18 protein-coding genes and 1 CRISPR repeat array are annotated in these 21,968 nt (G+C 37.2%); of the genes, 10 read left to right on the top strand and 8 right to left on the bottom strand.

Annotated elements, in window-relative coordinates:
• The first annotated feature begins 141 nt into the window (after positions 1–141).
• Positions 142–1,200 (top strand): retropepsin-like aspartic protease, encoded by a 1,059-nt coding sequence (locus H6F47_RS17890; RefSeq protein ID WP_190650312.1) that lies wholly within the window; start codon positions 142–144, stop codon positions 1,198–1,200.
• Here H6F47_RS17890 and trpD read toward each other — a convergent pair.
• The 3 genes from trpD to H6F47_RS17875 all read right to left on the bottom strand — a co-directional run bounded on the left by trpD (position 1,130) and on the right by H6F47_RS17875 (position 4,389).
• Positions 1,130–2,185, bottom strand: a complete 1,056-nt coding sequence (trpD, locus tag H6F47_RS17885; RefSeq protein ID WP_190650310.1) for an anthranilate phosphoribosyltransferase — start codon at positions 2,183–2,185, stop codon at positions 1,130–1,132. The two genes, H6F47_RS17890 and trpD, sit on opposite strands and share 71 nt — an antisense overlap.
• A 232-nt stretch (positions 2,186–2,417) precedes the next feature.
• A complete protein-coding gene (locus H6F47_RS17880; RefSeq protein WP_190650308.1) occupies positions 2,418–3,239 on the bottom strand; it encodes a DNA adenine methylase in 822 nt (273 codons plus the stop codon).
• 7 nt (positions 3,240–3,246) lie between these two features.
• On the bottom strand, positions 3,247–4,389 hold the full coding sequence (locus H6F47_RS17875; RefSeq protein WP_137667980.1) for a hypothetical protein: 1,143 nt from the start codon (positions 4,387–4,389) through the stop codon (positions 3,247–3,249).
• A 97-nt stretch (positions 4,390–4,486) separates the two neighbouring features.
• Here H6F47_RS17875 and H6F47_RS17870 point away from each other — a divergent pair, with 97 nt between their 5' ends.
• Positions 4,487–5,212 carry a cytochrome b/b6 domain-containing protein gene (locus H6F47_RS17870; RefSeq protein WP_096566205.1) on the top strand — a complete coding sequence of 242 codons (726 nt, stop codon included), beginning with the start codon at positions 4,487–4,489 and terminating at the stop codon, positions 5,210–5,212.
• Positions 5,213–5,580: 368 nt separating this feature from the next.
• The gene (locus H6F47_RS28035) at positions 5,581–5,784 is read left to right on the top strand and encodes a hypothetical protein (protein WP_096566199.1); all 204 of its coding nucleotides are present in this window, start codon (positions 5,581–5,583) and stop codon (positions 5,782–5,784) included.
• A 29-nt stretch (positions 5,785–5,813) separates the two neighbouring features.
• Here the strand turns inward: H6F47_RS28035 and H6F47_RS17860 are convergent, their stop codons facing one another.
• From H6F47_RS17860 to H6F47_RS17850, 3 genes are all read right to left on the bottom strand, one after another.
• A complete protein-coding gene (locus H6F47_RS17860) occupies positions 5,814–6,941 on the bottom strand; it encodes a hypothetical protein (protein WP_190650320.1) in 1,128 nt (375 codons plus the stop codon).
• Positions 6,942–7,301: 360 nt separating this feature from the next.
• Positions 7,302–10,718: a virulence factor SrfB gene (locus tag H6F47_RS17855; protein WP_190650307.1), complete on the bottom strand. Its 3,417-nt coding sequence runs from the start codon at positions 10,716–10,718 to the stop codon at positions 7,302–7,304.
• 164 nt (positions 10,719–10,882) lie between these two features.
• Positions 10,883–13,441 carry a dynamin family protein gene (locus H6F47_RS17850; protein ID WP_190650318.1) on the bottom strand — a complete coding sequence of 853 codons (2,559 nt, stop codon included), beginning with the start codon at positions 13,439–13,441 and terminating at the stop codon, positions 10,883–10,885.
• 315 nt (positions 13,442–13,756) lie between these two features.
• On the opposite strand from H6F47_RS17850, the gene H6F47_RS17845 reads away from it, so the two are divergent.
• From H6F47_RS17845 to H6F47_RS17835, 3 genes are all read left to right on the top strand, one after another.
• Positions 13,757–14,020 carry an AbrB/MazE/SpoVT family DNA-binding domain-containing protein gene (locus H6F47_RS17845; protein ID WP_096572589.1) on the top strand — a complete coding sequence of 88 codons (264 nt, stop codon included), beginning with the start codon at positions 13,757–13,759 and terminating at the stop codon, positions 14,018–14,020.
• Positions 14,007–14,129: a hypothetical protein gene (locus tag H6F47_RS28565; RefSeq protein ID WP_277877160.1), complete on the top strand. Its 123-nt coding sequence runs from the start codon at positions 14,007–14,009 to the stop codon at positions 14,127–14,129. Before H6F47_RS17845 ends, H6F47_RS28565 begins: the two co-directional genes overlap by 14 nt.
• 170 nt (positions 14,130–14,299) lie before the next feature.
• Entirely contained in the window at positions 14,300–14,575 is a 276-nt protein-coding gene (locus tag H6F47_RS17835; RefSeq protein WP_199291204.1) for a type II toxin-antitoxin system VapC family toxin, read from the top strand.
• 125 nt (positions 14,576–14,700) lie between these two features.
• Here H6F47_RS17835 and H6F47_RS17830 read toward each other — a convergent pair whose 3' ends face one another.
• Positions 14,701–14,988, bottom strand: a complete 288-nt coding sequence (locus H6F47_RS17830) for a type II toxin-antitoxin system ParD family antitoxin (RefSeq protein WP_190650305.1) — start codon at positions 14,986–14,988, stop codon at positions 14,701–14,703.
• A 76-nt stretch (positions 14,989–15,064) separates the two neighbouring features.
• A CRISPR array of direct repeats spans positions 15,065–15,256; the repeat unit is 36 nt; unit sequence GTTTCCATCCCCTTGCGGGGAAGTTGATTTGGAAAG.
• 715 nt (positions 15,257–15,971) lie between these two features.
• Here H6F47_RS17830 and H6F47_RS17825 point away from each other — a divergent pair.
• Both H6F47_RS17825 and H6F47_RS17820 read left to right on the top strand, forming a co-directional pair.
• The gene (locus H6F47_RS17825; protein WP_190650302.1) at positions 15,972–16,727 is read left to right on the top strand and encodes a cyclase family protein; all 756 of its coding nucleotides are present in this window, start codon (positions 15,972–15,974) and stop codon (positions 16,725–16,727) included.
• Positions 16,728–16,793: 66 nt separating this feature from the next.
• Positions 16,794–18,296, top strand: coding sequence for an aldehyde dehydrogenase family protein (locus tag H6F47_RS17820; protein ID WP_190347564.1), 1,503 nt, complete (start codon positions 16,794–16,796; stop codon positions 18,294–18,296).
• A gap of 76 nt (positions 18,297–18,372) precedes the next feature.
• On the opposite strand, the gene H6F47_RS17815 is transcribed toward H6F47_RS17820, so the two are convergent.
• Complete coding sequence (locus H6F47_RS17815; RefSeq protein WP_190650300.1) at positions 18,373–18,804, bottom strand: hypothetical protein; 432 nt, start codon at positions 18,802–18,804, stop codon at positions 18,373–18,375.
• A 524-nt stretch (positions 18,805–19,328) separates the two neighbouring features.
• Between H6F47_RS17815 and H6F47_RS17810 the strand changes: the two genes are divergently transcribed.
• Both H6F47_RS17810 and H6F47_RS17805 read left to right on the top strand, forming a co-directional pair.
• Complete coding sequence (locus H6F47_RS17810; RefSeq protein ID WP_096566182.1) at positions 19,329–19,682, top strand: hypothetical protein; 354 nt, start codon at positions 19,329–19,331, stop codon at positions 19,680–19,682.
• Between the two features lie 70 nt (positions 19,683–19,752).
• A complete protein-coding gene (locus H6F47_RS17805) occupies positions 19,753–21,873 on the top strand; it encodes a pentapeptide repeat-containing protein (RefSeq protein ID WP_190650298.1) in 2,121 nt (706 codons plus the stop codon).
• Positions 21,874–21,968 lie beyond the last annotated feature (95 nt).

Below are 21,968 nucleotides of genomic sequence, written 5' to 3'. Positions count from 1 at the left end.
TTATTATGCTATACAAAAACAGTTATCACTAGCAACTTGGGTTAAATATCAAATAACCAATTAAATCATAAAGCCTGGAGCATATTTTTGTGTGGGGCGGTACACTTGGAGAGAGCCAGGGCGGTTAACCTGAAAGTAACTATGCTTGAGTCTTCTTTATCCCGCGCAGCCCTAATTTTTGTTTCCGGTAGTCTGGTGGTTTTGAATGTTGCCTGTAGTGACAAGAAACAGACAACGGGGGTTGGTGGTAGTCAACCATCTATACCTGTTGGTAATTTGGCAGCGATACAGCCGCCAATGAAGCAACCAGCGTCATTATCAGCCAAACCAAAACCAAAATTAGAACAAAGTACACAAACCAGTCCATTAGAATTGGCACTGGATAAAGCTACTGGTGCTGTGAGTATCAGTAAATCTGCTCAATCTCCAGATGATTGGCATCTGGTGGCGAGTAGGTTTGAGGATGCGATCGCTCTCTTGAAACAGGTGGGGCGAGACAGTCCTAATTTTCCTTTTGCTCAAAGAAAAATTGCTGAATACCAGGGTCAAATTAAATTAGCTAAACAAAAAGCTAACTCCAGTAGGTTAGCATCTCCCGTAGCACCTGATCAACAGGTAGTTGTGGCTGTTCCCCAAACAAAACCCAAAATACAACGTTATTCAACTCCTACTCCTGTTGCCAAGGTACAACCTCTACCCCCTCCAGATCCGATTTTCCCGGCTGCGGAAACTACAGCCTATAATAATCTGGTGTTCATAGCACCAATTAAACGACGAGTTGGTGGCACTCCCATTGTGGAAGTTACCTTTAATGGTAGGCAGCGTTTTGAGATGATTGTGGATACCGGCGCTAGTGGTTCTGTAATTACTCAAGATGTAGCACAGGCTTTAGGTGTTGTGCCTGTGGCTATTGCTAAAGCTAATACTGTGAGTGCTAAGGGTGTGGAGTTTCCGGTTGGCTATCTTGATTCTATGGAAGTGGGTGGGGTAAAGGTTAGTCAAGTTCCTGTGGCGATCGCTGGTGCAGAATTGGAAACGGGATTGTTAGGACATGATTTTTTTGGTAAATATGACGTTACCATCAAACGGGATGTTGTAGAATTTCGTCCCCAACACCACTCAGACGAATCTAATCCCCCAGAAATTCAACTAACTGATCCAACTTTTTCCAGGGGCTACCGCTTTGTAGAATTTCCTTAGCTACTGTCACACCTTGACCATGATTTAATAAGGGAACTGCACCCGCAACCTGCAACGCTAAAGAAGCATTTAGCGCCACTGCATCCTGTTGGGCTTGAGTTCCCTTTCCTTTAAGGACGTTGGTTAAAATTTCGGCGTTTTCTTGCACATTCCCACCTTTTAAGGCTGTAATGGGTGCTGGTGTGATTCCTACGGCTTCGGGGTTGATGGTGGTTAACTGTACTTTCCCTTCAGATAAAACCGCTAAATCAGTTATATCCCCTAACCCGGCTTCATCTAATTTTTCTCGCCCATGTAATACGATCGCCTTTTCTGTTCCCAAATGGTTTAATGCTTGGGCGATGGTTTCGATTAGTTTGGGATCAAATACTCCTATTACTTGCCCTGTGGGGCGCATGGGGTTGACTAAGGGTCCGAGTAAGTTAAATACTGTCCGCACTTTTAAATTTCTCCGCAGTGGGGCAACGGCTTTCAGTGCGGGATGCCATCCAGGGGCAAATAAAAAGGTGATTCCCACTTCTTTCACTGCTGCTTGCACTTTTTCGCTGGGTGCGTTGAGGTTGACTCCTAAAGCTTCTAAAACGTCGGCGCTACCGGTTAAGCTGGAGGCGGAACGACTACCATGTTTAGCGACTGGTACACCCGCAGCAGCAGTAACAAAGGCGACGGCGGTGGAAATATTAAAGGTTGATGCGCCGTCTCCACCAGTGCCACAGGTGTCAACTAGGGGGATGGGGTTTTGGCTGTTATCGTGTGTAGTTTGAACAGATAAAGATTTTAATACTTCTGCCATTCCTGTGAGTTCTTCGGCAGAAACGCCTTTAAAGTGCAATGCTGTTAATATTGCTCCCGATAGTTCTGGGGGGATGGTTTCGTTGATCCATCCTTGCATCAGTTCTGCTGCTTGGGTGCGGGATAATGATTGGTGTTCTAATAATTGTTTAAGTAGGTTTGACCAAATATTAGGATCTGGTAAGTTTGTCATTTTCGGGGTTTTGTAATTAGGCTGTGTGTGATTTTACCGAAAAATGGGGGTTTGTGTTTTAGTTGTAGGTTTTTTGTTTCGCGCAAAGACGCTAAGGAGCAAAGGCGCAAAGAATTATAAGATTATTTTTTATTACTACAATAAGTTTGCAAGAATGAACCACGTTCGCGAAGCGTGCCGAAGGCATAGCAGCGAAGGACACCAAGGAAGAGAAGAAGAGAAGAAGATATAGTTATGTATTGGGTAGGATGTAGTTACTAATAAATAGTTCTTGTCCTTTTTCGGCTGTTTTTTGTTTATAGTTGTTCATGCCATATTGTAGTTCCCACTGGCTAATTTTCGCCCAGGTAAAGTTTTGATGTACTTCTTCTGAGTCGTCGTAGGTGAGTAACCATTTGTGAGGGCAGTTTTTTAAATGATCTGCAAATTTTTGATGGTCAAATTTAGTATGTAAATCTCCATCTTTTCCATATAATTTGGAGTTTTTATTGCTTAAATATGGCGGATCTAGAAATATAAATACTTCTTTACCTTCTGCTTTTAATAGTTCGCTGTAATCTAGATTAGTAATTTTGATATCGGGTGTTAAAATATCAGCTAATTTTTCTAGTCTTTCTATTGATGAATCTGTGAACCTTTTATGAAATGCTTCTTGGGAAAAACCACCTGATTCTATTGTTCCTGAAAAGGTAATTCTGTTGAGGACAAAAAAACGTACTGCTCTGTCTAAGTCTTCCAATTTATTAATATCTTCTATATGGGTTAATTCTTTAAATAGCTTTTTTCCATCTTTCTCGGTTTCTTTGATATGACGAATTTCGGCGACTAATTTAGATAAATCATTTTGGGCAATATGCCAAAATAAATATAGTTCTCTGTTTAAATCATTGATCCAAATTTTTAAGTTAGGGTAGGTTTGTTTGAGGTAAATAAAGACAGAACCACCTCCTACTAAGGGTTCTCTAAATTCTGTAAAGTTTGTTGGTAAATGTTGGGCTATTTGTTTGATTGCTCTTGATTTACCACCGGGATAGCGGAGAGGACTTTTAATCATGATAAAATTATATTGCAAAATTAGAAGAGATTTGGATTTTTATTTTATCATTATTTTCCGATTCTGTAACTAACTTTCTAATGATTCCTTTTTGCTTAGGTTTAAAATTATTCCTATTAGCTGCTAAGAAAATTTCTAATTCTTGCGTCGTAGCATCTGGTAAAATAATATCACCAACTATATTTTTACCTGTAAGTTTTAATGTGGTTACAAAATTAACTGGTTTACCATCTAATTTTAAAGAATCTAAGTTAGAAAATAGAATTAGCTTAAATAAACCATCCTGAATGTCACTAAGTTTAGGGAAAGAATCTTTTGAAGAGTTTTTAGATTCTTGGATTACATAAGTATCATTATCAAAAAAGATTTCGTCAGCAGTTAAATAGTAAACTCCTCCTAAATAGTTCTCAATGCTAAAAGTTGCTTTTAACCCATCGGCTAAATATTCCAGTTGATGAGAAGTCATTGATTCCCGTTTACTAGCATTATGTGAATTTTTTAAAGAAATATTTTTAAACTCTGCAAATTCATTGGTAATTTTTTGTAAATACTTATCCATACCTTCTCTTGAGTGAACCAAAACTCCAGTTTTATGAGAAATTGAATCATAGGAATCCAAGGCTTTTTCAAAAATTGATACAAATCTTTGCTCAAATAAATTTTTATTCCAATGTAAAGCACTTTGACGATATGCGAGTATTTCCTCAATTTGATAGTTTACAAATTCATTATTAAATTTTTGATTAGTCAATTTATTTTTGGTATCTTGTCCTTTTTTATTACTCTTCTCTGCTTTTTCATAATAAGCAAGTACAATATAAATATTTAGTAGGTTCATCCAAGAAATAGTAGAATATTGAATTAAATCTCTGTCTCCATCTTTACCTTCATCTTTAATTAGAGGAATTATAGTTATGATTTTCGAGGAATTATATGTATTATACATTCTTGCAAATGGATAACTTCTAGTTCTTTTAGGTGAAACCCATTTGGAATAAGCAATTTCAGTTATTGGGGATTTTATCAATCCATAAGCACTAGCTTTATTTACATCAAAATTATCTATAGTTATTTCCTGTAATTTCTCACCTAAATAGGGTTTATAGGTGACTCCTTTGATAAATCCTGTAAGATGCAAAGTTTCGGACATGAATTGGGTACTTTATAGGTATAGTCTAGGATATTATATATTTTTGTGGCATACTTACACTAAAAACAGTAGTTTCAAAAATACTTAAAATTAACTTATGACTCGTTCAGCACCCTATCAACCTCTGTTATTACGTATTATACACGGTGTCAATGGCATTTTAGTCATTGCAGCTATTATCACCGGATTCTTAGTTTATAACACTTTTGATCAAAGATTCGGTAAACTTCCCATTCCTAAAATCGACCCAATTCAGGGTATTCATGGTACTGCGGGTTTATTCTTTTTACTGTTATTACCTGCTTTCGCTCTCTATAGCTTTCATGCTGGTGAAAGGCGGTTATTACAACAAGATTCTATCCAAAAACTCTCACAATTTAATAAACCAATTTGGTGGGTGAGTCTGCAACGTTTAGCAAATACTTTGATGCTAATTGCTTCAGTTTTAGCAGTTGTATCTGGCAGAATGATGAAGGAAGAATGGCTACCGGTAGGGGAACTGGATCATATTTGGTATTATTTCCATTTAACAGCTTGGGTGATCATGGTTTGTTGTTTAGCTATTCATCTTTTAATGTCTGCTAAGGTGGGTGGTGCGCCTTTGTTATTATCAATGTTTTCATGGCAATTTCGCCCAGAAGATAGTCCAAAAAATTGGTTTAGTCGGTTGCGTGGTTGGTGGGGTAATTTTCCTAATAATTTGAGTGAGAAATTTAATCAGTTAATGCAAAGTAATTTGGTTCTGAGAATTATTGAAGTGTTTGTTTTGTTGGGAATTATTGCTGCTTTTGTGTTACCTTTGTTTTTCTCTGGTGGTGAATAAGCTTAGAAATTGGTAAGGAGTCAGGAGTCAGGAGTCAGAATGTTTAAGAAATTTGTTAATCATCAAATAGGTATTTCTGGCGTAAACCTCAAAAGCTGACTGCTGACGACTGATAGCTGAATGCTTACAGAAATTGAATAATCAATTTTGTCTTTTCCAACTTTTGAAATTAGTATATTATCTTGTGGTTGCAGAGATCCATAGATGTAAAATTATTTTTTACATCTTCCTGAAACAGCAAATTTATAACTTTTTGAAAATGTGTTTTTCTACCTAAAGAAACATCAGTAAGGCTACCTATAGCAAGATATAGAGAAGTTGATAATTTTTCAAAATAGGGTGGCATAAGTCTTGACAGGAATCACAATATGAGACACTTAGCACCCTTAGCTTTATTAGCATTTTTGGGAACTGCTGCGGTGATTGCAATACCCAAACAGTTTCAAGCTGCAAACACACAACAAACTCTATTAGCCCAACAAACCCCTTCTCCTTCCACTCCTAAACCTGATCCCACTCCTACAACTCCTACTCCTACTCCTTCACCCACTCCTACACCTGATATGCAGTAAACAGAAGTAATTATATGGTATTGCGGTTTTCATCGTAAGGATCGAAATAGCACCCGCCCCGGATGTTCTTCTTGATTGATTCGTGTGTATAACCGCAAACAAGTTAATACTTCTCCAGGTGTTCCACCATGATCTAGCTGTACATCATCTTTGGAATACGCGCAAATATCAGCATAAAGTCCTGATAATTGTCTAATTTTCACATCATGACCGGCTTTTATGGCTTTATTAGCTACTTTTTTCAATATACGTCGTGATTCTTGTTGTAGTTTTCCCCACCAGGAATAACGTTCTGCTGGGGGAACAAACACTAGGGAATGTATTGATTCATCCATGTCAATCCAAGCACGTAGATTAATGATGGGATCAATGTTTTCCTCAGTTTTTTGGGTGCGTTGTAGGCGATCGCTCAATGCTTCTAAATAAAGTTGACGTTGTTCTGGTTGGGATTTTAAGGAAACAACATCAAAACTAAATACACTTTTTAAAGCATGATGTAAATCAGGATCTATCTCTATAAATTTAGTATATAAAAGTAAAAATCCTGCTAATAATTGCAAATCTTCTGAATTATATAACGGAGCAATTTCTGATTTAAAAAACGCTTTTTTTGACAAACATAAACCTTTAGCTTGAACAGTACCATTTAAACCAGGATAAATAATTTCATCCCGCACAAAAGGGAAGTGTTCAATATTTATATAATCTTCTGTTGCACCGACTTTTTGCGCCATTTCTAAAGCGCGTTTTTTCCAATTTGTGGCTAAATCTTCAGGAACTCTTAACAATTTGCGGTGAATTTCATTCCATAAATCACCATCATTTTGACTTTGTAGGGGTGCATTTCCTAAATAAAAATTTAATTCTAAATCTGTATTAAAAACTTCCCTGAGTTCATTTAATACATTTAATACATTTAATAATTGCTCAGGTTTAGCTTCATCAATAACTACATTTTCTGGACTTTCTGTAATTACTTCAGGTTCTAAAAGATTGTGAATTTCTAGAATGACATTTTCACATAAATCATTACCTGGATCATTTGGATACTCTATCCGGGCTTGATTTAAAGTAGCTTGTAATCCGTATAAACTCAATTTTAATAATTGAGAAATTTGAGAATTTTCTGTTGCTAATAATTGTTGTAGATGTTGCATCATGGCAAGAAAATATTTGAGGAGTCAGGAGGAAATTCAATAATTGACAATCGACAATTATATTTAATTTGAAGTGAAGGCAGAAAATTGAAAAGTTTTTCTCTCTTATTCCCCTTAAAAGAAGAGGTTTCAACCTTACAGCTATTTTCAGGTAAATAAACCACATTTTGATTTAGGTTTCGTGTCAACAATGTAGGGGCGTTCGCGAAGGGTGCTGGAAGCATCAGCATTCGGACAATTAATTATCGGTTTTTACCTAAGACTATCATCCGAATGCTTCGCCCTGACTGTGGTCTAAAGACATGAAAACTGCTGTAAATCAAACAATTATCAATTGTCAATTGTCAATTATCAATTGATTTAATGTATTCCACAGAAAGGATCGCGTTCTTTATCTATCTCATTAGGTTGTAATTCTAATTCTGCACGATAAACACATCCTTCTTCTTGTAAACATTCTTGATTAGTTGATGTCCAATAAGGTACTTCACCAGCGTGCATTCTTAATATACCTTGATTGTCGAGTGTAACATGATATTGACAAGGGTAATCTGTGGTGATTTCTGGTTTGCTAAGTGCGCCGATGCGTATCCATTTTTTAGTGTTGGTTTCGCTATCTGTTTGATAAATATAAAAGGTGTGTTGACAATTTTGGGGGAATGGTGGTAAAGGATTACTAATTAACCCTTTTCCTGGTTCATTAACACCATCTTGTAAATAGTGAAATGTTTCCAGTTTGGGATTTTGATTGTTATCAACTGCAAATACTAAATGATAAGCATTTGGTTGATCTACTGTTGCTGATTCTAATACGTTGACGGCAATATCACCATCTTTTAAATCTTGATGAGGTTGTTCAATGGCAATATTCCATTTTAATTTTCCATCGGTGAATAAATCAGTTGTTTCTGATTCCTTGTAAATCACAGAATTGATATCTATTCCCTTCTCATCTATTAAATAATGGGGATTCCCTTGACAGAGTAAAACACTAAATTGCAAAGTTTGATCAATTTCAAATTGGACTTTAATTTTTTTGAGAAATTCTGGTTCTTCCATTCCTAATTTCTCCATTAAAGTTTTACCGTCAAAGCTACCCCATAAACGCAATTCTCCATCTTCATAGTCTTGACGATAGATAATATTTGTTAATTGGATACCTTGCCAATTTGTCCGCACTTTAGCTACACTTTCCCAGGCTGCAAGTTGATATAATTCTTGTCCAGCGTTGAATATTCCTAATAGTTCGTTACTTTGGGTTTTGCGTTTAAAGTTGCACGGTAGATAATAAAATAGGTTTTTGACATTTATTTCTAGTTGGTTTGCACCTTTACGCAATAAATTTTTTGATTCTTCGGGATCAAATCTTAATCTTCTTAATTTTTCCGCATAACAAGCACCTGCGGAAGTTGCTAATTTGGTAAATTCTAAAACAAAGGTAATCCGTTCTGGATTCCAAACAAAATAAGGAGATTTGCTAAATTCTTGGTAAATTTGTTTTTGCACTAAATCTAAATTGCAAGTTTTACCAGAAAGAATTAACCAATCTACTTTTTGTTTATTGTCTGCATTTAAACGGCTTTCCATCAAACCTTTAGCAATACCTATTGCTTCTTTAATAGCCGAAATTGCAGCCCGTTCAAATTGTTGACTATCTATGGTTATAGAGATAGCATCGGGGATAATAATTTGGAATTTAACTGCACTTTGGGCAAGGATTTCACTAATTTGTTGTTCGGAAAGGGTGAAGGTTAATAAAGAACCATCTCCTGGTAATTTTTGCCCTAATTTGAGTTTAGCAGCTTCGGCATAATCCCAAAGAGTGTAAAATGTTTGGAGGCGTTGGGGTGCTTGTTGCCATCGGGTTGGTAAGACTTTTTCGGCTGTATCTAAAGCATCTTTGAAAGCAACATCACCTTCAGGATTTTCTTTATCTACACATTTTAATAAACTACCGCTTTTAAATTTGCCTTCTTCTAAAAAGCGTTCGTTTAATTCTGAGTTGATTAAATCTTCTAGTTTATCGCTTTCGATGTCTCCGTTAGTTATTGCTGTTAAGAGAAAATCAGCGATCGCAACTTTTAAAAGTCTAAAAATGCGTAAGGTAATTAATTCACCACCTAATTGTAAATGTCCTGAAGAACCTAATAATTTCGGGGTAAGTTTATAGTATCTTCCACCTAAACCCCGATCTTCATGATCTGCAAAAAATGGAGTTTTATCTTCTAATGTGAGTTCAATTAATGCTAAGTCTGTTGTACCTCCACCAATATCTAACACTAAAACATTTTGTGACCATTTATTTTTTTCTTGCCGACAACGAGTTTTAAAAGATTCAATACCAATATTTAAGTTACCACCAAATTCTCGCCAAAGAAAAAAGATAGCTACAGAAACCGCTTCATCATAAGCTGTTTGGACATCATCTATTCCTAATTCTTCTACTAATGCTTTAATTTCTTTTCTCACTACTGGAGGTGCAACGGTAGGATAGGTGAAAACTCCTGTTAATAAATCTCCTTCGGAAAATCTTCTTCTGGCACGTTGACGATAATCTTCTGTTAATTCAATTAAATGCGCCCATGCTGCTTGAATTAATTGGTTAACTTGGATGTTATGTTCTGAGTCATCTAACATGACTGGGAAGGTGCGATTTTGTCCAAAATAACGTTTGGGTGAGTGATGAAATCTGCTGATTATATCTTTAACTGAAGTGATTGTACCTTGGGCAATGGCTTTTTTTCTATTGTCTCTTGCTTCTCTCCCCATTTGCAATTTTAAAGGTTCAACTTGGGATACTTCCATTTCGCTGGGAATTTCTGTTTCCCGTCTGTTAATATCCAAAACTACAGGAATCAAATTTTGTGATTCTAACGTAGGAACACGAAAAACTTCATGATATATCTGATAAAGTTTTTTGCTAACAGCACGGCGAAATCTGTCACTATTCCCTAAACATAATTCAATTTGGCGAATAGCTTCTAAAAATTGTTCTTTGTTATCATTTTCAAAAACTTCGCTTAATTCTTCTGGTTCAATTTCTAAGTTTTTACTAATATTAGCAATGAACTTTTCCCACTCGTTCACACCGATATCTGGTAAAGCTAAATTAGCAGGAGAATTTAACCATTCTGCTAATCTTTGACGCAATCTTAATTCCTGTTCTCTGGGTAAAACTTCCGCAATAGGTACTTCAATGGGATCAAAAAGTGTCACTGTAGAATTAGAAGTTCCAAAATCTACCGCAAACCAACCCGGAAATCTTTTTTTGGGTTTTTCATTGAGTTTTTCACTCAATTGTTGACTTAATTTATTGAGATAGGTATCTAATTCAAAAGGATTCATAGTTTTATGGTTAGTTATGGTTTTGTGAGTTATTGATTGAAAATCAGGTGTAAACCAAAGATTACAGGAAACACCCATATTTTTCTTAATAGATAATATCGGTTTTCCGGTAGCATCAGAATCAAAATACTCAACAATCACCTGTAAATCACAGTTGACTGTTTCGGTTAAAGGTTTCTCTAACTGATAAGGATATTGTCCTAATTGACACAAATTAGAGATTTTTTGAGGTGTCACAGAGTTAAAATGTTTATAAGTTTGTTGAATTTCCGCTGCTAATTCTGTGGGTGTTCCTTTGACGCTACAAGTAATGCGAGAGATATGGGGAATATTACTATTAGTGGCGACAATTTGGATAGCAGGTAAATCCAAACTTTGATTTTCTTTAACTCGTAGTTGATGTTTGGGTGGAAGTATAATTTCCACAGGCATAAATTAATTATGGTAATTGGTAATTGGTAATTGGTAATTGGTAATTGGTAATTGGTAATTGGTAGACGCGGAAAACAACCTAATACTGATATCTATTTACTGTTCCCTGTTCCCTGTTCCCTATTCCCTATTCCCTATTCCCTATTCCCTGTTCCCTTCTTCAGCTAAATATACTCATAAATATCACTCTCATTAATTGATGCAATATCCGCAAGAATTTCTAACCAAGTGGGAATTGCTAATTCTGGGGTTGAGTCTCCAGCAGCAATATATCTGAGTAGTTCATCTTTTTTAGACAGGTTTTGCAAACTGGGAATTATTTGATCTAAAATTCCTTCTAATTCTGCATTTACTTGTTGATTAACTTCACTCACATATTGCACGAGATGTAAACTAGCACTAGCTGTAATTTCATCCCGCAATCTTAATACAAAAAGTTGATGATTTGCATTGCGAGATGAGGTTTGATTTCTTTCAGGAGACCAATCAAATATTTGTCCAATACTGTGTTTTTCATCCCGTCGCGCTAGGGGAAACATCATATCAGGAGAAATGGATTTATCTTGATTATTAATTTCCCCAATAATTGCTTCTTTCCACTGATTTGGATCACATCCTAACAACAGTTTATAAAATAAATCTGCGGCTTCAACTCCAAAGTTATCTTCTATCAATTCTTCCATCTCTGGATTAAGAATTGTTTGAATTTTCTCCCGTTCTAATACTACTTGATGGGCTAATTTATTCAACAAGTCTACTACAGCTTGACGAATGCGATCGCGGGCAAATTCTTCTAATTCTTTAACGCTTTTTTCAAACTCTGGATAAAAATCATCACTTTTGCTAGGAATAGAATTATTTACTCTATTTCCCCGTTCAAATAATTTACCTGCTGCACCTTTAGATTCTGCTAAAGCAATTGTCCCATTTTGACATTTATTAAATAACAATGTCCACTGACTCCAATTGAGAATCCTATAGGTTAATTCATCTTTGATCACATCACTCACAACCACTCCCCGTCTATCTTTGAGTGGTTCTTTGCCCAAGTCTTTTTGAAAGTTTCTGTAGGTTTTATCTAAACTTTCAATTGCCAAACGTAACTCCATTAAATCTGGACTATCTGCTGTAGGTATACCTTGTTCATGAATTTCTGCCAGGATATATTTCAGTTGTTCTTGTTGTTGATGAATCACATCCGCCGCCCTGCGAGTATCCTCATATAATTGTTTTAAACCATGGGTATTAACATGATTTTGAATCAAGTCCCGCAGTTTACTAATACCCCCATCTTGGGCAAAATAACCTAACTGTTTACCTAGAGAATTACGAGGTTCACTTTCTAAAAGTTTATCGCTGAGTTTACCCCATTTTTCTTGTAATTTCTTGGAACGTTCCAAATAATCAGGATAATCTAAATTAGCTAAAAATTCTTCTGAACCAGCTTTGACTTTTGTAGAACGTTTGGCTAATTCTGATAAACCTAACAAGGGCGATAATAAAACAATGCGATCTTTTTGAGTAGTAAAAGCCTCTGCACCATCAATAATAGTTTGCAGAACTTTTAATTTTTGAAAAACTACCTCTGTTTGTAAAGGTTGGGAATTAGGATGATCTTCAATTAAAAAATCTAAAATTCTTTCTCCACCTTCACTTTCTAAAGGTAATTGATCAAAACGTCCCACACCAACCAGAATTAAATCTTTTAAATCTTGTCCGGGGCGTTGTTGCTGCATCATGGTAAATATTTTGTTGGCGCGATCGCTTCCCGGTGATTTACCATTTAATAAAACTAAAATTGTTTGCACCTGTGCCAATTCTCGCAATGATAAAAATGTATCTCGCGCACCAGAATTAGCCGCACCTAAACCGGGAAAATCTAACAAAACAAATTCTTCTGCCCCGGTTAAATCCCAAATTTCCCTTGATATTTTGACTTCAATATCAACTCTACGAATCAGGTAAAAACTATTTTGTAATAATTGAGTTTGCAGAACTTGGGGTGCATTCGGTAAACGAATATGTGCCGGCGGTAAATCATCAAATCTCAAAGTTTGAATCGCCATCGGCAAATCAATTAATTGTAATCCTTCCTTTGCCGTTGCTGCATCAATATGATAATGCTTACCACACAAAGCCTCACCATAAGCTTGATAAGCCCGCAAAAATAATACTAACTCACGCAATAAATAGCGTAATTCTAAATTATTGGAACTCTTCCAAGCTTCCTCACACCAAAGAGAAATATCTTTACCAGTTTTAATTTTAGTAACTTGTAAAGTTGGTAAACCAGCAGCCACAGCGCGACGATTTGCTTCTGATAACATGAAATGTAAACACTCGTTTACCCCTTCATGAGATAAATACTCAACGGTGTAATTATCTATTTTTGTTGTAGCAAAACCTTCTTGTGGTTTAATATGAATAGCAGTCACATTTCCCGTAGTCGGGTTTTCACTTACAGGTAAAGCATCCGCAAAACCAATTAAACTTCCTAACAGTAAACTTTTACCACTGCTAAACTCACCCATCACACCAATTTTCACCGGGGAAGTGGCCATTTCCACAGTCTTCTGTGCAGCTTCTCGCAAGCGCACCAGACAGTCATCAAGGCTAGTAGGAACCCAATCTTCTTGTTGGGAGGGGCGTTGGGGTACAGAGTCAATTTTGCGGAGGATAAACTCACCGTACTCTTTAAACCTGGTTAATTTGTCTAGTTCCATATAATCGTTACTGTCTAAATTCATTTTCTGAGTGGGTTATAACACAAAAAATGAAAACCTCCACTACTGATGCAACAAGGTTACAAATGATATGTGATAGGTGACTGGGAGAGTAGTTAGAACTTAATGGAAATAAAACCTCAAATATGTATCTGAGAAAATCGCATTTCTCGTAGGAGTTTATCAGTGCTAAACCTGTACAAAACGAGTGTATTTGTTTTGCTGATTAAAATGGATAACTGATACCAATTTTATGGGTTTTTGCTATTTATTTATGTGTTATAATTAGTGTTATGGTTTTATTGTTTAGACATTATGGAAATTACCAAATTGTCTCCTCAAGGAGAGGTCATTATTCCCCAATCTTTACGAGAAGCGCATCATTGGAATGCAGGTCAGGAATTTATTATTATTGATATGGGTAATGGGATTTTATTACAACCTAAAAAGCCTTTTCCAGTAACTAAGTTGGAGGATGTAGCAGGTTGTTTAAAATATGATGGTGAACCTGCAACCCTGGAAGATATGGAAGATGCTATTCGTCAAGGTGTTGAGGAAATGTGGCATGATTGCGATTGATACAAATATAATTGTCAGATTTTTAACTCAAGATGATGAATTACAGTTTCAAAAAAGTAGAGAGATATTACAACCCACATTCCGCACCCCCCAGTGTCACAATCGGTAATTTCGGATTTTTGAAGACCTTTGAGGATAATTTTAATACAAAATGGTCTAAAGTTTAGGTAGCGATCGCCAATCTCAAATCCCCAAATGACCATTTTTCGTTGTGTGACAGTTTAGGGTGCGGAAGGTGGGTTACAAAATCATGATGTTTTTATTGCAGATACAGTCATCTTGGAAACGGAATGGGTGTTAAGGTTTAGATATAAGTTTAAACCTCATGATATATGTAAGGCTTTGAGAAATTTGTTTGGTTTACCTAATATTTACCTAAATAATCCTATTTTAATTGCTCAAGTAATTGAATGGCATGAAAATGGTTTAGATTTTGCTGATGCTTTTCATTTAGCTAATAGTCAAAACTGTTCTCAGTTTTATACATTTGATGAAAAGTTTGTTAAAAGAGCAAAGATGCTAACTCAGTGTGATGTAAAAAATCCTTGTGATTAGTTTGTTATTTCACGCGAAGGAAGATCAGTGGGATGTTTTTATTTTTGTAATAGTCTTTAAAATTAAGGAGTAAAATTTATGAAAGTGTTGAATTTAGGTTCTACTAAATATTCCATTTTCTATTTTTAATAATGGTCTTCATAAATACTTTCACGACTAACAGCATAATCAGATAAAATAGGTGCGTTTGCACCAACACACGCTGCAAAACCATCAGCTAATTCATCTAAAACACTTTCCAATTCTTGATACTTTATTACAGAATCTTCTAAATTTCCTTTACTTTTCCGTCTTGCTTCTTGAATAATTAATTGTTGTAAATATTCACTCGCTGAATTATAATTACCTTCGGCAATTTCTTCATCAATAAAACTTTTTAGGGCTTCAGATAGAGTGATATTAATATCAGTCATAGTGTTTAAGTTAGCTTGAACTAGATTACTCTTAATCTTAGCATTTTCCGGTTGTAATAATAGTTAGTTTAGCAGTGTTTCCATCCCCTTGCGGGGAAGTTGATTTGGAAAGCATTCCTGGCGTTGAGAAAGCGCCACAAATGGATAAGAAAATAAATGAGTTTCCATCCCCTTGCGGGGAAGTTGATTTGGAAAGCTTGAATACCCAGATCCCCTCTGGTTACAAATTAAAGTTTCCATCCCCTTGCGGGGAAGTTGATTTGGAAAGAGTTCACTTTTGGAAGCCTTACAGAGCAAGGGTTTCAGATCCCCATTTCGACACCACTTTTTTGATTCTCAATAAGTGCCAAAAAATTCTCAATAAGTAAGGCATTGTAAAACCGGAAACGCTGATCCTGTAAACGATCCACACCAGTCAACGAAGTTATGCGGTTTTCAAGGTTCGGGCTTGTGGTGTCGAAATATTTTTACCATTTTTGTTAAAGTAACCCATCTCACCTGAAATTGACAATATTACTTATCATTTCTTAAACATTAGCTACTTCAACACCCATTCAACACCCAAAAAATCCCACTTTCCATCCTGAGATAGCATTTCCTCATCTCAAGAAGTACAAAATTATCTGCGTTTATCTGCGTCCATCTGCGTTTAATTTATCAATTAGACTTCTCCAGAAAAGAAATTATGGCTTATTTATGGGGGCAGGTCGAAGCATTTGGGATATCTAGATGTCTGATTTTTCCGTCAAATTATCGCCCAAATGCTTCGCCCCTACAATATATTAAAAATCAATACATTCTATTTTGGAGAGGTCTATTGTCAATTATCAACTCTGACAATTTACCTAAACTTAATCTTATGTTTGCACAACATTAACCTTTTAGGTGTTCACTAAGCTTAAATTCACTTTTTGCTGCAACATTTTAAACTTGTAGTTAACCCCCAAACAACCTGGTATTTACAGGAATTGGGGGATTATTTTATGATAATAGCAGTAGCCCAACGAGTGAGGAACGTTACTATACAACCCCAACAGCCAAACAATATCACATACTCCCGTGTTATCCACCTGAGTCATATAATTGACACAGGCATACCACAATGGCCTGGTGATCCTCCCGTCAAATTTACCACTGTAGCCGAACTACAAGACGATGGCTATTATCTGCGACGGTTTTCTATGGGTGAACATAGTGCTACTCATATCAATACCCCTAATAGTTTTCACGGTGACGGTATCAGCATTGATGAATATTCCGCCCAGTCTCTTGTAGTACCTGCGGTAGTTATAGATATCTGTAAACAAGCTACAGAAAACCCCGATTATCTTTTAACTGTAGCTGACATTTTGACATGGGAAGCAGAATTTGGCAAGATTAAACCCGGTTATATAGTGTTACTTTATACGGGTTGGCAAAATAAATGGCTAGATAAAAACGCCTTCTTAAACCAGGATGCAGATGGAAATATACACTTTCCAGGGTTTAGCGGTAAAGCTACCGAGTTTTTAATTACTGAAAGAAAAATTGCCGGGGTGGGAATTGATACCCACGGCGTAGACTCTGGACAAGATAATAATTTTACCACTAATAGTTTGATACTAGCAAAACCACGTATTGTCCTAGAAAACCTCACCAACTTAGATCAACTGCCACCCCAAGGCGCTACCCTAGTAATTGGTATTCTCAGGTTACGTGGTGGTTCAGGTTCACCTGCTGCGGTAATGGCATTTTTTTGAGTGCTAATTTGTAGGTTAATCTACAAGATACCAACTTTATAAATTTTGAATTTGGACTGAAGCGACATGACAACTCCACTCATCTGCCAAAATTATATTAACGGTCAATGGTTGCATAAACCCAGTTTAGAAAGTCACAGTTTAGAAAGTCGCAACCCAGCTAATAAAAATGAAGTTGTAGCTATTTTCCCTCGGTCAGGAATTGAAGATATTAATGCAGCAGTAGCCGCAGCCTGTCAAGCTTATCATAGTTGGCGTAAAGTTCCCGCACCTGCCAGGGCAGAATATATTTTTCGCGTGGGAGAATTATTACTTGAAAATAAAGAAGAACTTGCCCAGTTAATGAGTCGAGAAATGGGTAAACCCCTGACAGAAGCTAGGGGAGATGTGCAGGAAGGTATTGACTGTGCTTTTTACAGTGCAGGAGAAGGAAGAAGATTATTTGGACAAACGACACCTTCAGAAATGTCTAATAAATTCGCTATGACGGTGAGAATGCCTATAGGGGTTTGTGCGTTAATTACTCCTTGGAATTTCCCCGTAGCTATTCCTTGTTGGAAAGCAATGCCGGCTTTAGTTTGCGGTAATACTGTCATTCTTAAACCAGCGGAAGATACCCCAGCTTGTGCAACTAAATTAATAGAAATTTTTGCATCTGCCGGTTTACCACCAGGGGTAATTAATTTGGTTCACGGTGTAGGAGAAGAAGCAGGAAAAGCTTTAGTTGAACATCCAAATATTGATTTAGTTTCCTTTACAGGTTCTTCCGAAACTGGGGCTTTTGTGGGTGCAACTTGTGGACTCACTCATAAAAGAGTTTGTTTAGAAATGGGTGGTAAAAATGCCCAAGTGGTTATGGAAGATGCAGATTTAGAATTAGCACTTGATGGGGCTGTTTGGGGTGCTTTTGGGACAACTGGCCAACGCTGTACAGCTACAAGTCGATTAATTTTGCATCGGGATATCAAAGAGAAATTTACTAATATGTTATTGGAACGTACCAATAATTTACGCTTGGGTGCTGGTACTGATTCTAATATAGATATTGGTCCGATAATTAATGAAAAACAACTGCAAAAAGTTAAGCAATATATAGATATTGCCCGTGAGCAAGGTGCAAAAATTTTAATTGGTGGAGAAATTGCTACAGATGGAGAATTAGTAAATGGTTATTTCTTTGAACCAACAATTTTAGATCAAGTTACACCTAATATGCGAGTAGCCCAAGAAGAGATATTTGGACCTGTGGTGGCATTAATTGAGATTAGCAGTTTTGAAGAGGCGATCGCTATTCTCAATGACACTAATTATGGTCTTTCTTCTTCAGTTTACACCCGTGATATCAACCGGGCATTTACAGCCATGCGTGATATCGAAGCTGGTATCACCTATATTAATGGTCCTACCATTGGTGCAGAAGTACATTTACCTTTTGGGGGAGTAAAACAAACAGGTAACGGACACCGGGAAGCAGGAACTACTGCTTTAGATATATTCACAGAATGGAAAAGTGTTTATGTTGACTTTTCTGGTAGTTTGCAACGCGCCCAAATAGATAACCGGGGATAGGGTGTAGGGTTTAGGGGAAGCAGGGAAAGAAAAACTAATTCTTGATCCTGCCTTATGCCTCCTGCCTCCTGAATTTTTATTTCTTTTGCTGAGAAATAGAAAGAGTATAATTATACTTTCCTGCTGATAAATTGCCTATATATACCAAGTAGTTACCGATTGTCCAAAAACCAGACAGTTCTGGTTTATTTGCAGAGTAATTATCTGCCAACACACAAAAGCGCCCCCCTGGTCCATCAATCAACATTGTAGGCTGTCCCTGTCCCTCAACAGTTAAGCGTAAATAAGGTAAAGATTCTTGTACCTGAAGAACTTGACTAGGTTGAGTGGTAATATTCCCGCAATTACTCTGAACTGTTCCCCCAGATATGCCATTGACAACCAAAGGATCTGTCGGGAGTTGCTTGTTAATTTGGATAAATGGAGTTTGTGCTAAAACAGCTTGGTTCAATACCAAACTCATAACCAAAGTTGTGGGAACAAAAGTCAGTAGTTTTAATGTCTTCATTTTTATTCATGCTCCCGACTCTTGATAGATTAATATAGTGATATATATTAGACTTCTCCAGAAAAGAAATTATGGAACCTATTTATGGGGGCAGGGCGAAGCTTATGGGATATCTAGATGTCTTTCTGTCAAATTACTAAATTCTATTTTGGAGAGTCTATTCTGGTTTATTAGACTCAAGACAATGGTATATTGTTCCCAATGTTCAAGTATAAATTTTTATTGAGTTGTTATTGAAATAATCGGGTCTAAAACCGGATTTCGTCTCGCTACGCTAACGCCTCCTGCCTCCTGCCTTCGTTAATTAATTTTGATTTGGAAATTGGGTGAATTTGTAACTCAGCATAAAAATATCCTGAATTGACACAGGAGAGGTAGAAAATTCTGGCTATAGACAAGATACATTCATTTCCGTACCTACAGAGGTTTTGTACATTATAGATATTAGCTAAAATCACTAACACAACCCCCAAATATGGATATACTTGGTCGGTTGTAGAATCTATAGCTGGGGTAAAAAAATTATGAATCCTCAACCAGAAGAAGAATTGCAGCGTCGTTTGGAACAACTAGAGGCGGAAATAAGTTCATTTTCCACCCAACCCAACTCACAAGAGACGCAAAAACAGACGTATTACCCAAATCAAACTATGTTTGCTAAATTAAACCGAAATTTTCAGCGTTTTCAAATTTGGTTTCAAGGTTTATCAGGGATAAAAAAGCTTGCCGTTACTGGTGTAGGAATACTCTTGGGCTTCATGGTACTGCAAACAGTATTTAGATTGGTAGCATCTGTGATCAGTCTGGCACTATTGGCGGGGTTAGTGTATCTTGGATACAAATTTTTGGTGTCTAATAGCTTGCAACGTAAGCAATAGCTTATTTTAACCGCGCCGCCAAAAACTTGTATAGATTGGCGTAAACATAGAATCAAAGGGAAATTATGCAATGACTACCCCAACCGTGAGGAGAAATATTGATCAATCTAACAAGTCCCAAAAACCGGAAAAAGTTAAATCCCTGCCCTTAGCAACAAGGCGTTTAGGCGCTTGGGCAGCAGAAATTACATTAGTGGTAGCCAGCGGGTTAATTCCCTTTGGCATTGGTGTTTATGCCAATTCTCGTAGCGATCTGCAAAGAGTACCTTTAAATCCGGTGTTGGTACTCACAGAAAGAGCGATCGCCCGGCCTTTAGCCCTACCAATTAGTTATGGTATTCGTAATGTTACCAGTCCCACTAATTTTTTATGGACTATCGCCCTCTTAACACCTCTGGTCCTCTCAGGATGGCAGTTGTATTTACTGGGTAAAACCGGCAGCACCATTCCCAAACGTTGGTTTGGGGTGCGGGTTGTTAATGATGAGGGTAAAGCTCCTGGTTTAAGGACTGTTGTAGTTCGTGAAGGGCTAGGGCGCTGGACTAGTCCAGTTGCCATTGCTTATATCCTCTGGCGCTACAGCTTTGCTTTTCCAGATTTAGGCTTATTCACATTTTTAGCTATAGTTTTGGTGCTAGGTGAAGGCATGGGTTGGACTTCCCAAAAACGTCGTCGCGCTTTCCATGATCAGTTGGCTGGTACATATACCATAGATGTTAAAGACATCAACAAACCAATCAAAACACCTGTAGAAAATACCAGCGAGCCGCCACAGCCAGAAAATGAAGAACCAACAGATACATCTATTAAGGAGTCCATCCCTAAGCTAAAAATAGCCCGCAGTCCTAATTTTATCTTGTTTGTGGTTGGTGTAACCAGCATGATTGCTGTGTTGTCAACTTTAGTAGGCACACAAATTTACATCCAAACCCAAGAAAACCTGCGGAAAACCCAGTTGGTTAACACTCAAAAATTTCTCGAACTCGTAAAACCAATTAATCCTGATTCTGGTGTCAGCGACGAAGAACGCCAAAGGGCTATTCTCGCCTTGGGTGGTATTAATGATACACAATCTATCAAATTTCTAGTGGATCTACTGGTGAAGGAAACTGACCCTAACATCCTAGATACTATTCAACAAGCACTGGCAAATATTGGAATTCAAGCTTTACCAGAATTAAAACGCATGAATCTGTTTCTCGCTGGGGAACTCGAATCAGGCGGCAACTTCGGAAATATCAGAGAACAACAATTAAATCTTAACCAACAGGCAATCAACAAGATTTTGTCTGTCTATAGTGGCAAAATTAATGACATTGATTTAAGTAGTATCCAACTGGGTGCAAAAAGCTTTGAAGAAAGTTCTGTATTTAACTTGGTACTAGAAAATGCTGATTTATCGGGAGTTGTGTTTAAATCTGCCAATCTTAACCAAGCTCAATTAAAAGGTAGTCGCTTCCGTAGTGCAGGTGAAGATGGGCGCTGGGATACTTATGATGATGTCATTGCTGATTTGACTAAAACTCAACTCAAACAAGCCAACCTCAACGAAGCCAACCTTAGTCGTGTGTTAATGAAACGCAGTGATTTAAGCCGCGCTACCCTGAATAAAGCTAACTTATCTCATGCCCGGTTAGTGGGTGCTAACCTCAGCAGTACCCAACTTATCAGTAGTGATTTGCAAAAGGCAATTTTGGAAGATGCGATTTTCACAGGAGCAGATATCAGCGACGCAAAATTAATGGAAGCAGATATGTATGCTGCTCAGTTAGGTCGTGTTTCTGCCATAGGTACACAATTATCTTATGCCAATTTAACTAACACCAATTGGCAAGGTGCAGATTTATCTGAAGCATATTTAGATCATGCTAATCTCACCAATGCTAATTTCAGTGCGGCTCGTCTTGCTGGTGCTGTTTTACGTTCTGCCAATATGAAAAATGCCAACCTACGAAATGCTGATATCAGTCGTGCAGATTTACGAGGGGCAAATTTGGACGGTGCAGATTTTCAAGGAACTATACTTTTTCCTGGTAAACAAGATCCCGGAGATAGGTTTGTAGAAACTTCTGATCTCGGTTCACAAGCTGCCGTAGTCCAAGGTGTCGATTTTAGCAATGCTAAAAATTTAGATGCCCAGCAATTAGCTTTCATTTGTACCAAGGGCGGTATTCATTCCCGTTGTCCATAGTATTGGTGACTGGGGACTGGGGACTGGTGACTGGTGACTGGGGACTGGTGACTGGTGACTGGTGACTGGGGACTGGGGACTGGTGACTGGTGACT

This window comes from Sphaerospermopsis sp. FACHB-1094 (assembly GCF_014696195.1).
GTDB classification, from domain to species: Bacteria; Cyanobacteriota; Cyanobacteriia; order Cyanobacteriales; family Nostocaceae; genus Sphaerospermopsis; species Sphaerospermopsis kisseleviana.
The sequence above is the reverse complement of the archived record's forward strand: the minus strand, read 5'-3'. Positions and strand labels throughout refer to the sequence as shown.

Bases quoted from the DNA above. Each gene is read 5' to 3' on its own strand.
- H6F47_RS17890 (WP_190650312.1), top strand. From the start codon at position 142: ATGCTTGAGTCTTCTTTATCCCGCGCAGCCCTAATTTTTGTTTCCGGT.
- trpD (WP_190650310.1), bottom strand. From the start codon at position 2,185: ATGACAAACTTACCAGATCCTAATATTTGGTCAAACCTACTTAAACAA.
- H6F47_RS17880 (WP_190650308.1), bottom strand. From the start codon at position 3,239: ATGATTAAAAGTCCTCTCCGCTATCCCGGTGGTAAATCAAGAGCAATC.
- H6F47_RS17875 (WP_137667980.1), bottom strand. From the start codon at position 4,389: ATGTCCGAAACTTTGCATCTTACAGGATTTATCAAAGGAGTCACCTAT.
- H6F47_RS17870 (WP_096566205.1), top strand. From the start codon at position 4,487: ATGACTCGTTCAGCACCCTATCAACCTCTGTTATTACGTATTATACAC.
- H6F47_RS28035 (WP_096566199.1), top strand. From the start codon at position 5,581: ATGAGACACTTAGCACCCTTAGCTTTATTAGCATTTTTGGGAACTGCT.
- H6F47_RS17860 (WP_190650320.1), bottom strand. From the start codon at position 6,941: ATGCAACATCTACAACAATTATTAGCAACAGAAAATTCTCAAATTTCT.
- H6F47_RS17855 (WP_190650307.1), bottom strand. From the start codon at position 10,718: ATGCCTGTGGAAATTATACTTCCACCCAAACATCAACTACGAGTTAAA.
- H6F47_RS17850 (WP_190650318.1), bottom strand. From the start codon at position 13,441: ATGGAACTAGACAAATTAACCAGGTTTAAAGAGTACGGTGAGTTTATC.
- H6F47_RS17845 (WP_096572589.1), top strand. From the start codon at position 13,757: ATGGAAATTACCAAATTGTCTCCTCAAGGAGAGGTCATTATTCCCCAA.
- H6F47_RS28565 (WP_277877160.1), top strand. From the start codon at position 14,007: ATGATTGCGATTGATACAAATATAATTGTCAGATTTTTAACTCAAGAT.
- H6F47_RS17830 (WP_190650305.1), bottom strand. From the start codon at position 14,988: ATGACTGATATTAATATCACTCTATCTGAAGCCCTAAAAAGTTTTATT.
- H6F47_RS17825 (WP_190650302.1), top strand. From the start codon at position 15,972: ATGATAATAGCAGTAGCCCAACGAGTGAGGAACGTTACTATACAACCC.
- H6F47_RS17820 (WP_190347564.1), top strand. From the start codon at position 16,794: ATGACAACTCCACTCATCTGCCAAAATTATATTAACGGTCAATGGTTG.
- H6F47_RS17815 (WP_190650300.1), bottom strand. From the start codon at position 18,804: ATGAAGACATTAAAACTACTGACTTTTGTTCCCACAACTTTGGTTATG.
- H6F47_RS17810 (WP_096566182.1), top strand. From the start codon at position 19,329: ATGAATCCTCAACCAGAAGAAGAATTGCAGCGTCGTTTGGAACAACTA.
- H6F47_RS17805 (WP_190650298.1), top strand. From the start codon at position 19,753: ATGACTACCCCAACCGTGAGGAGAAATATTGATCAATCTAACAAGTCC.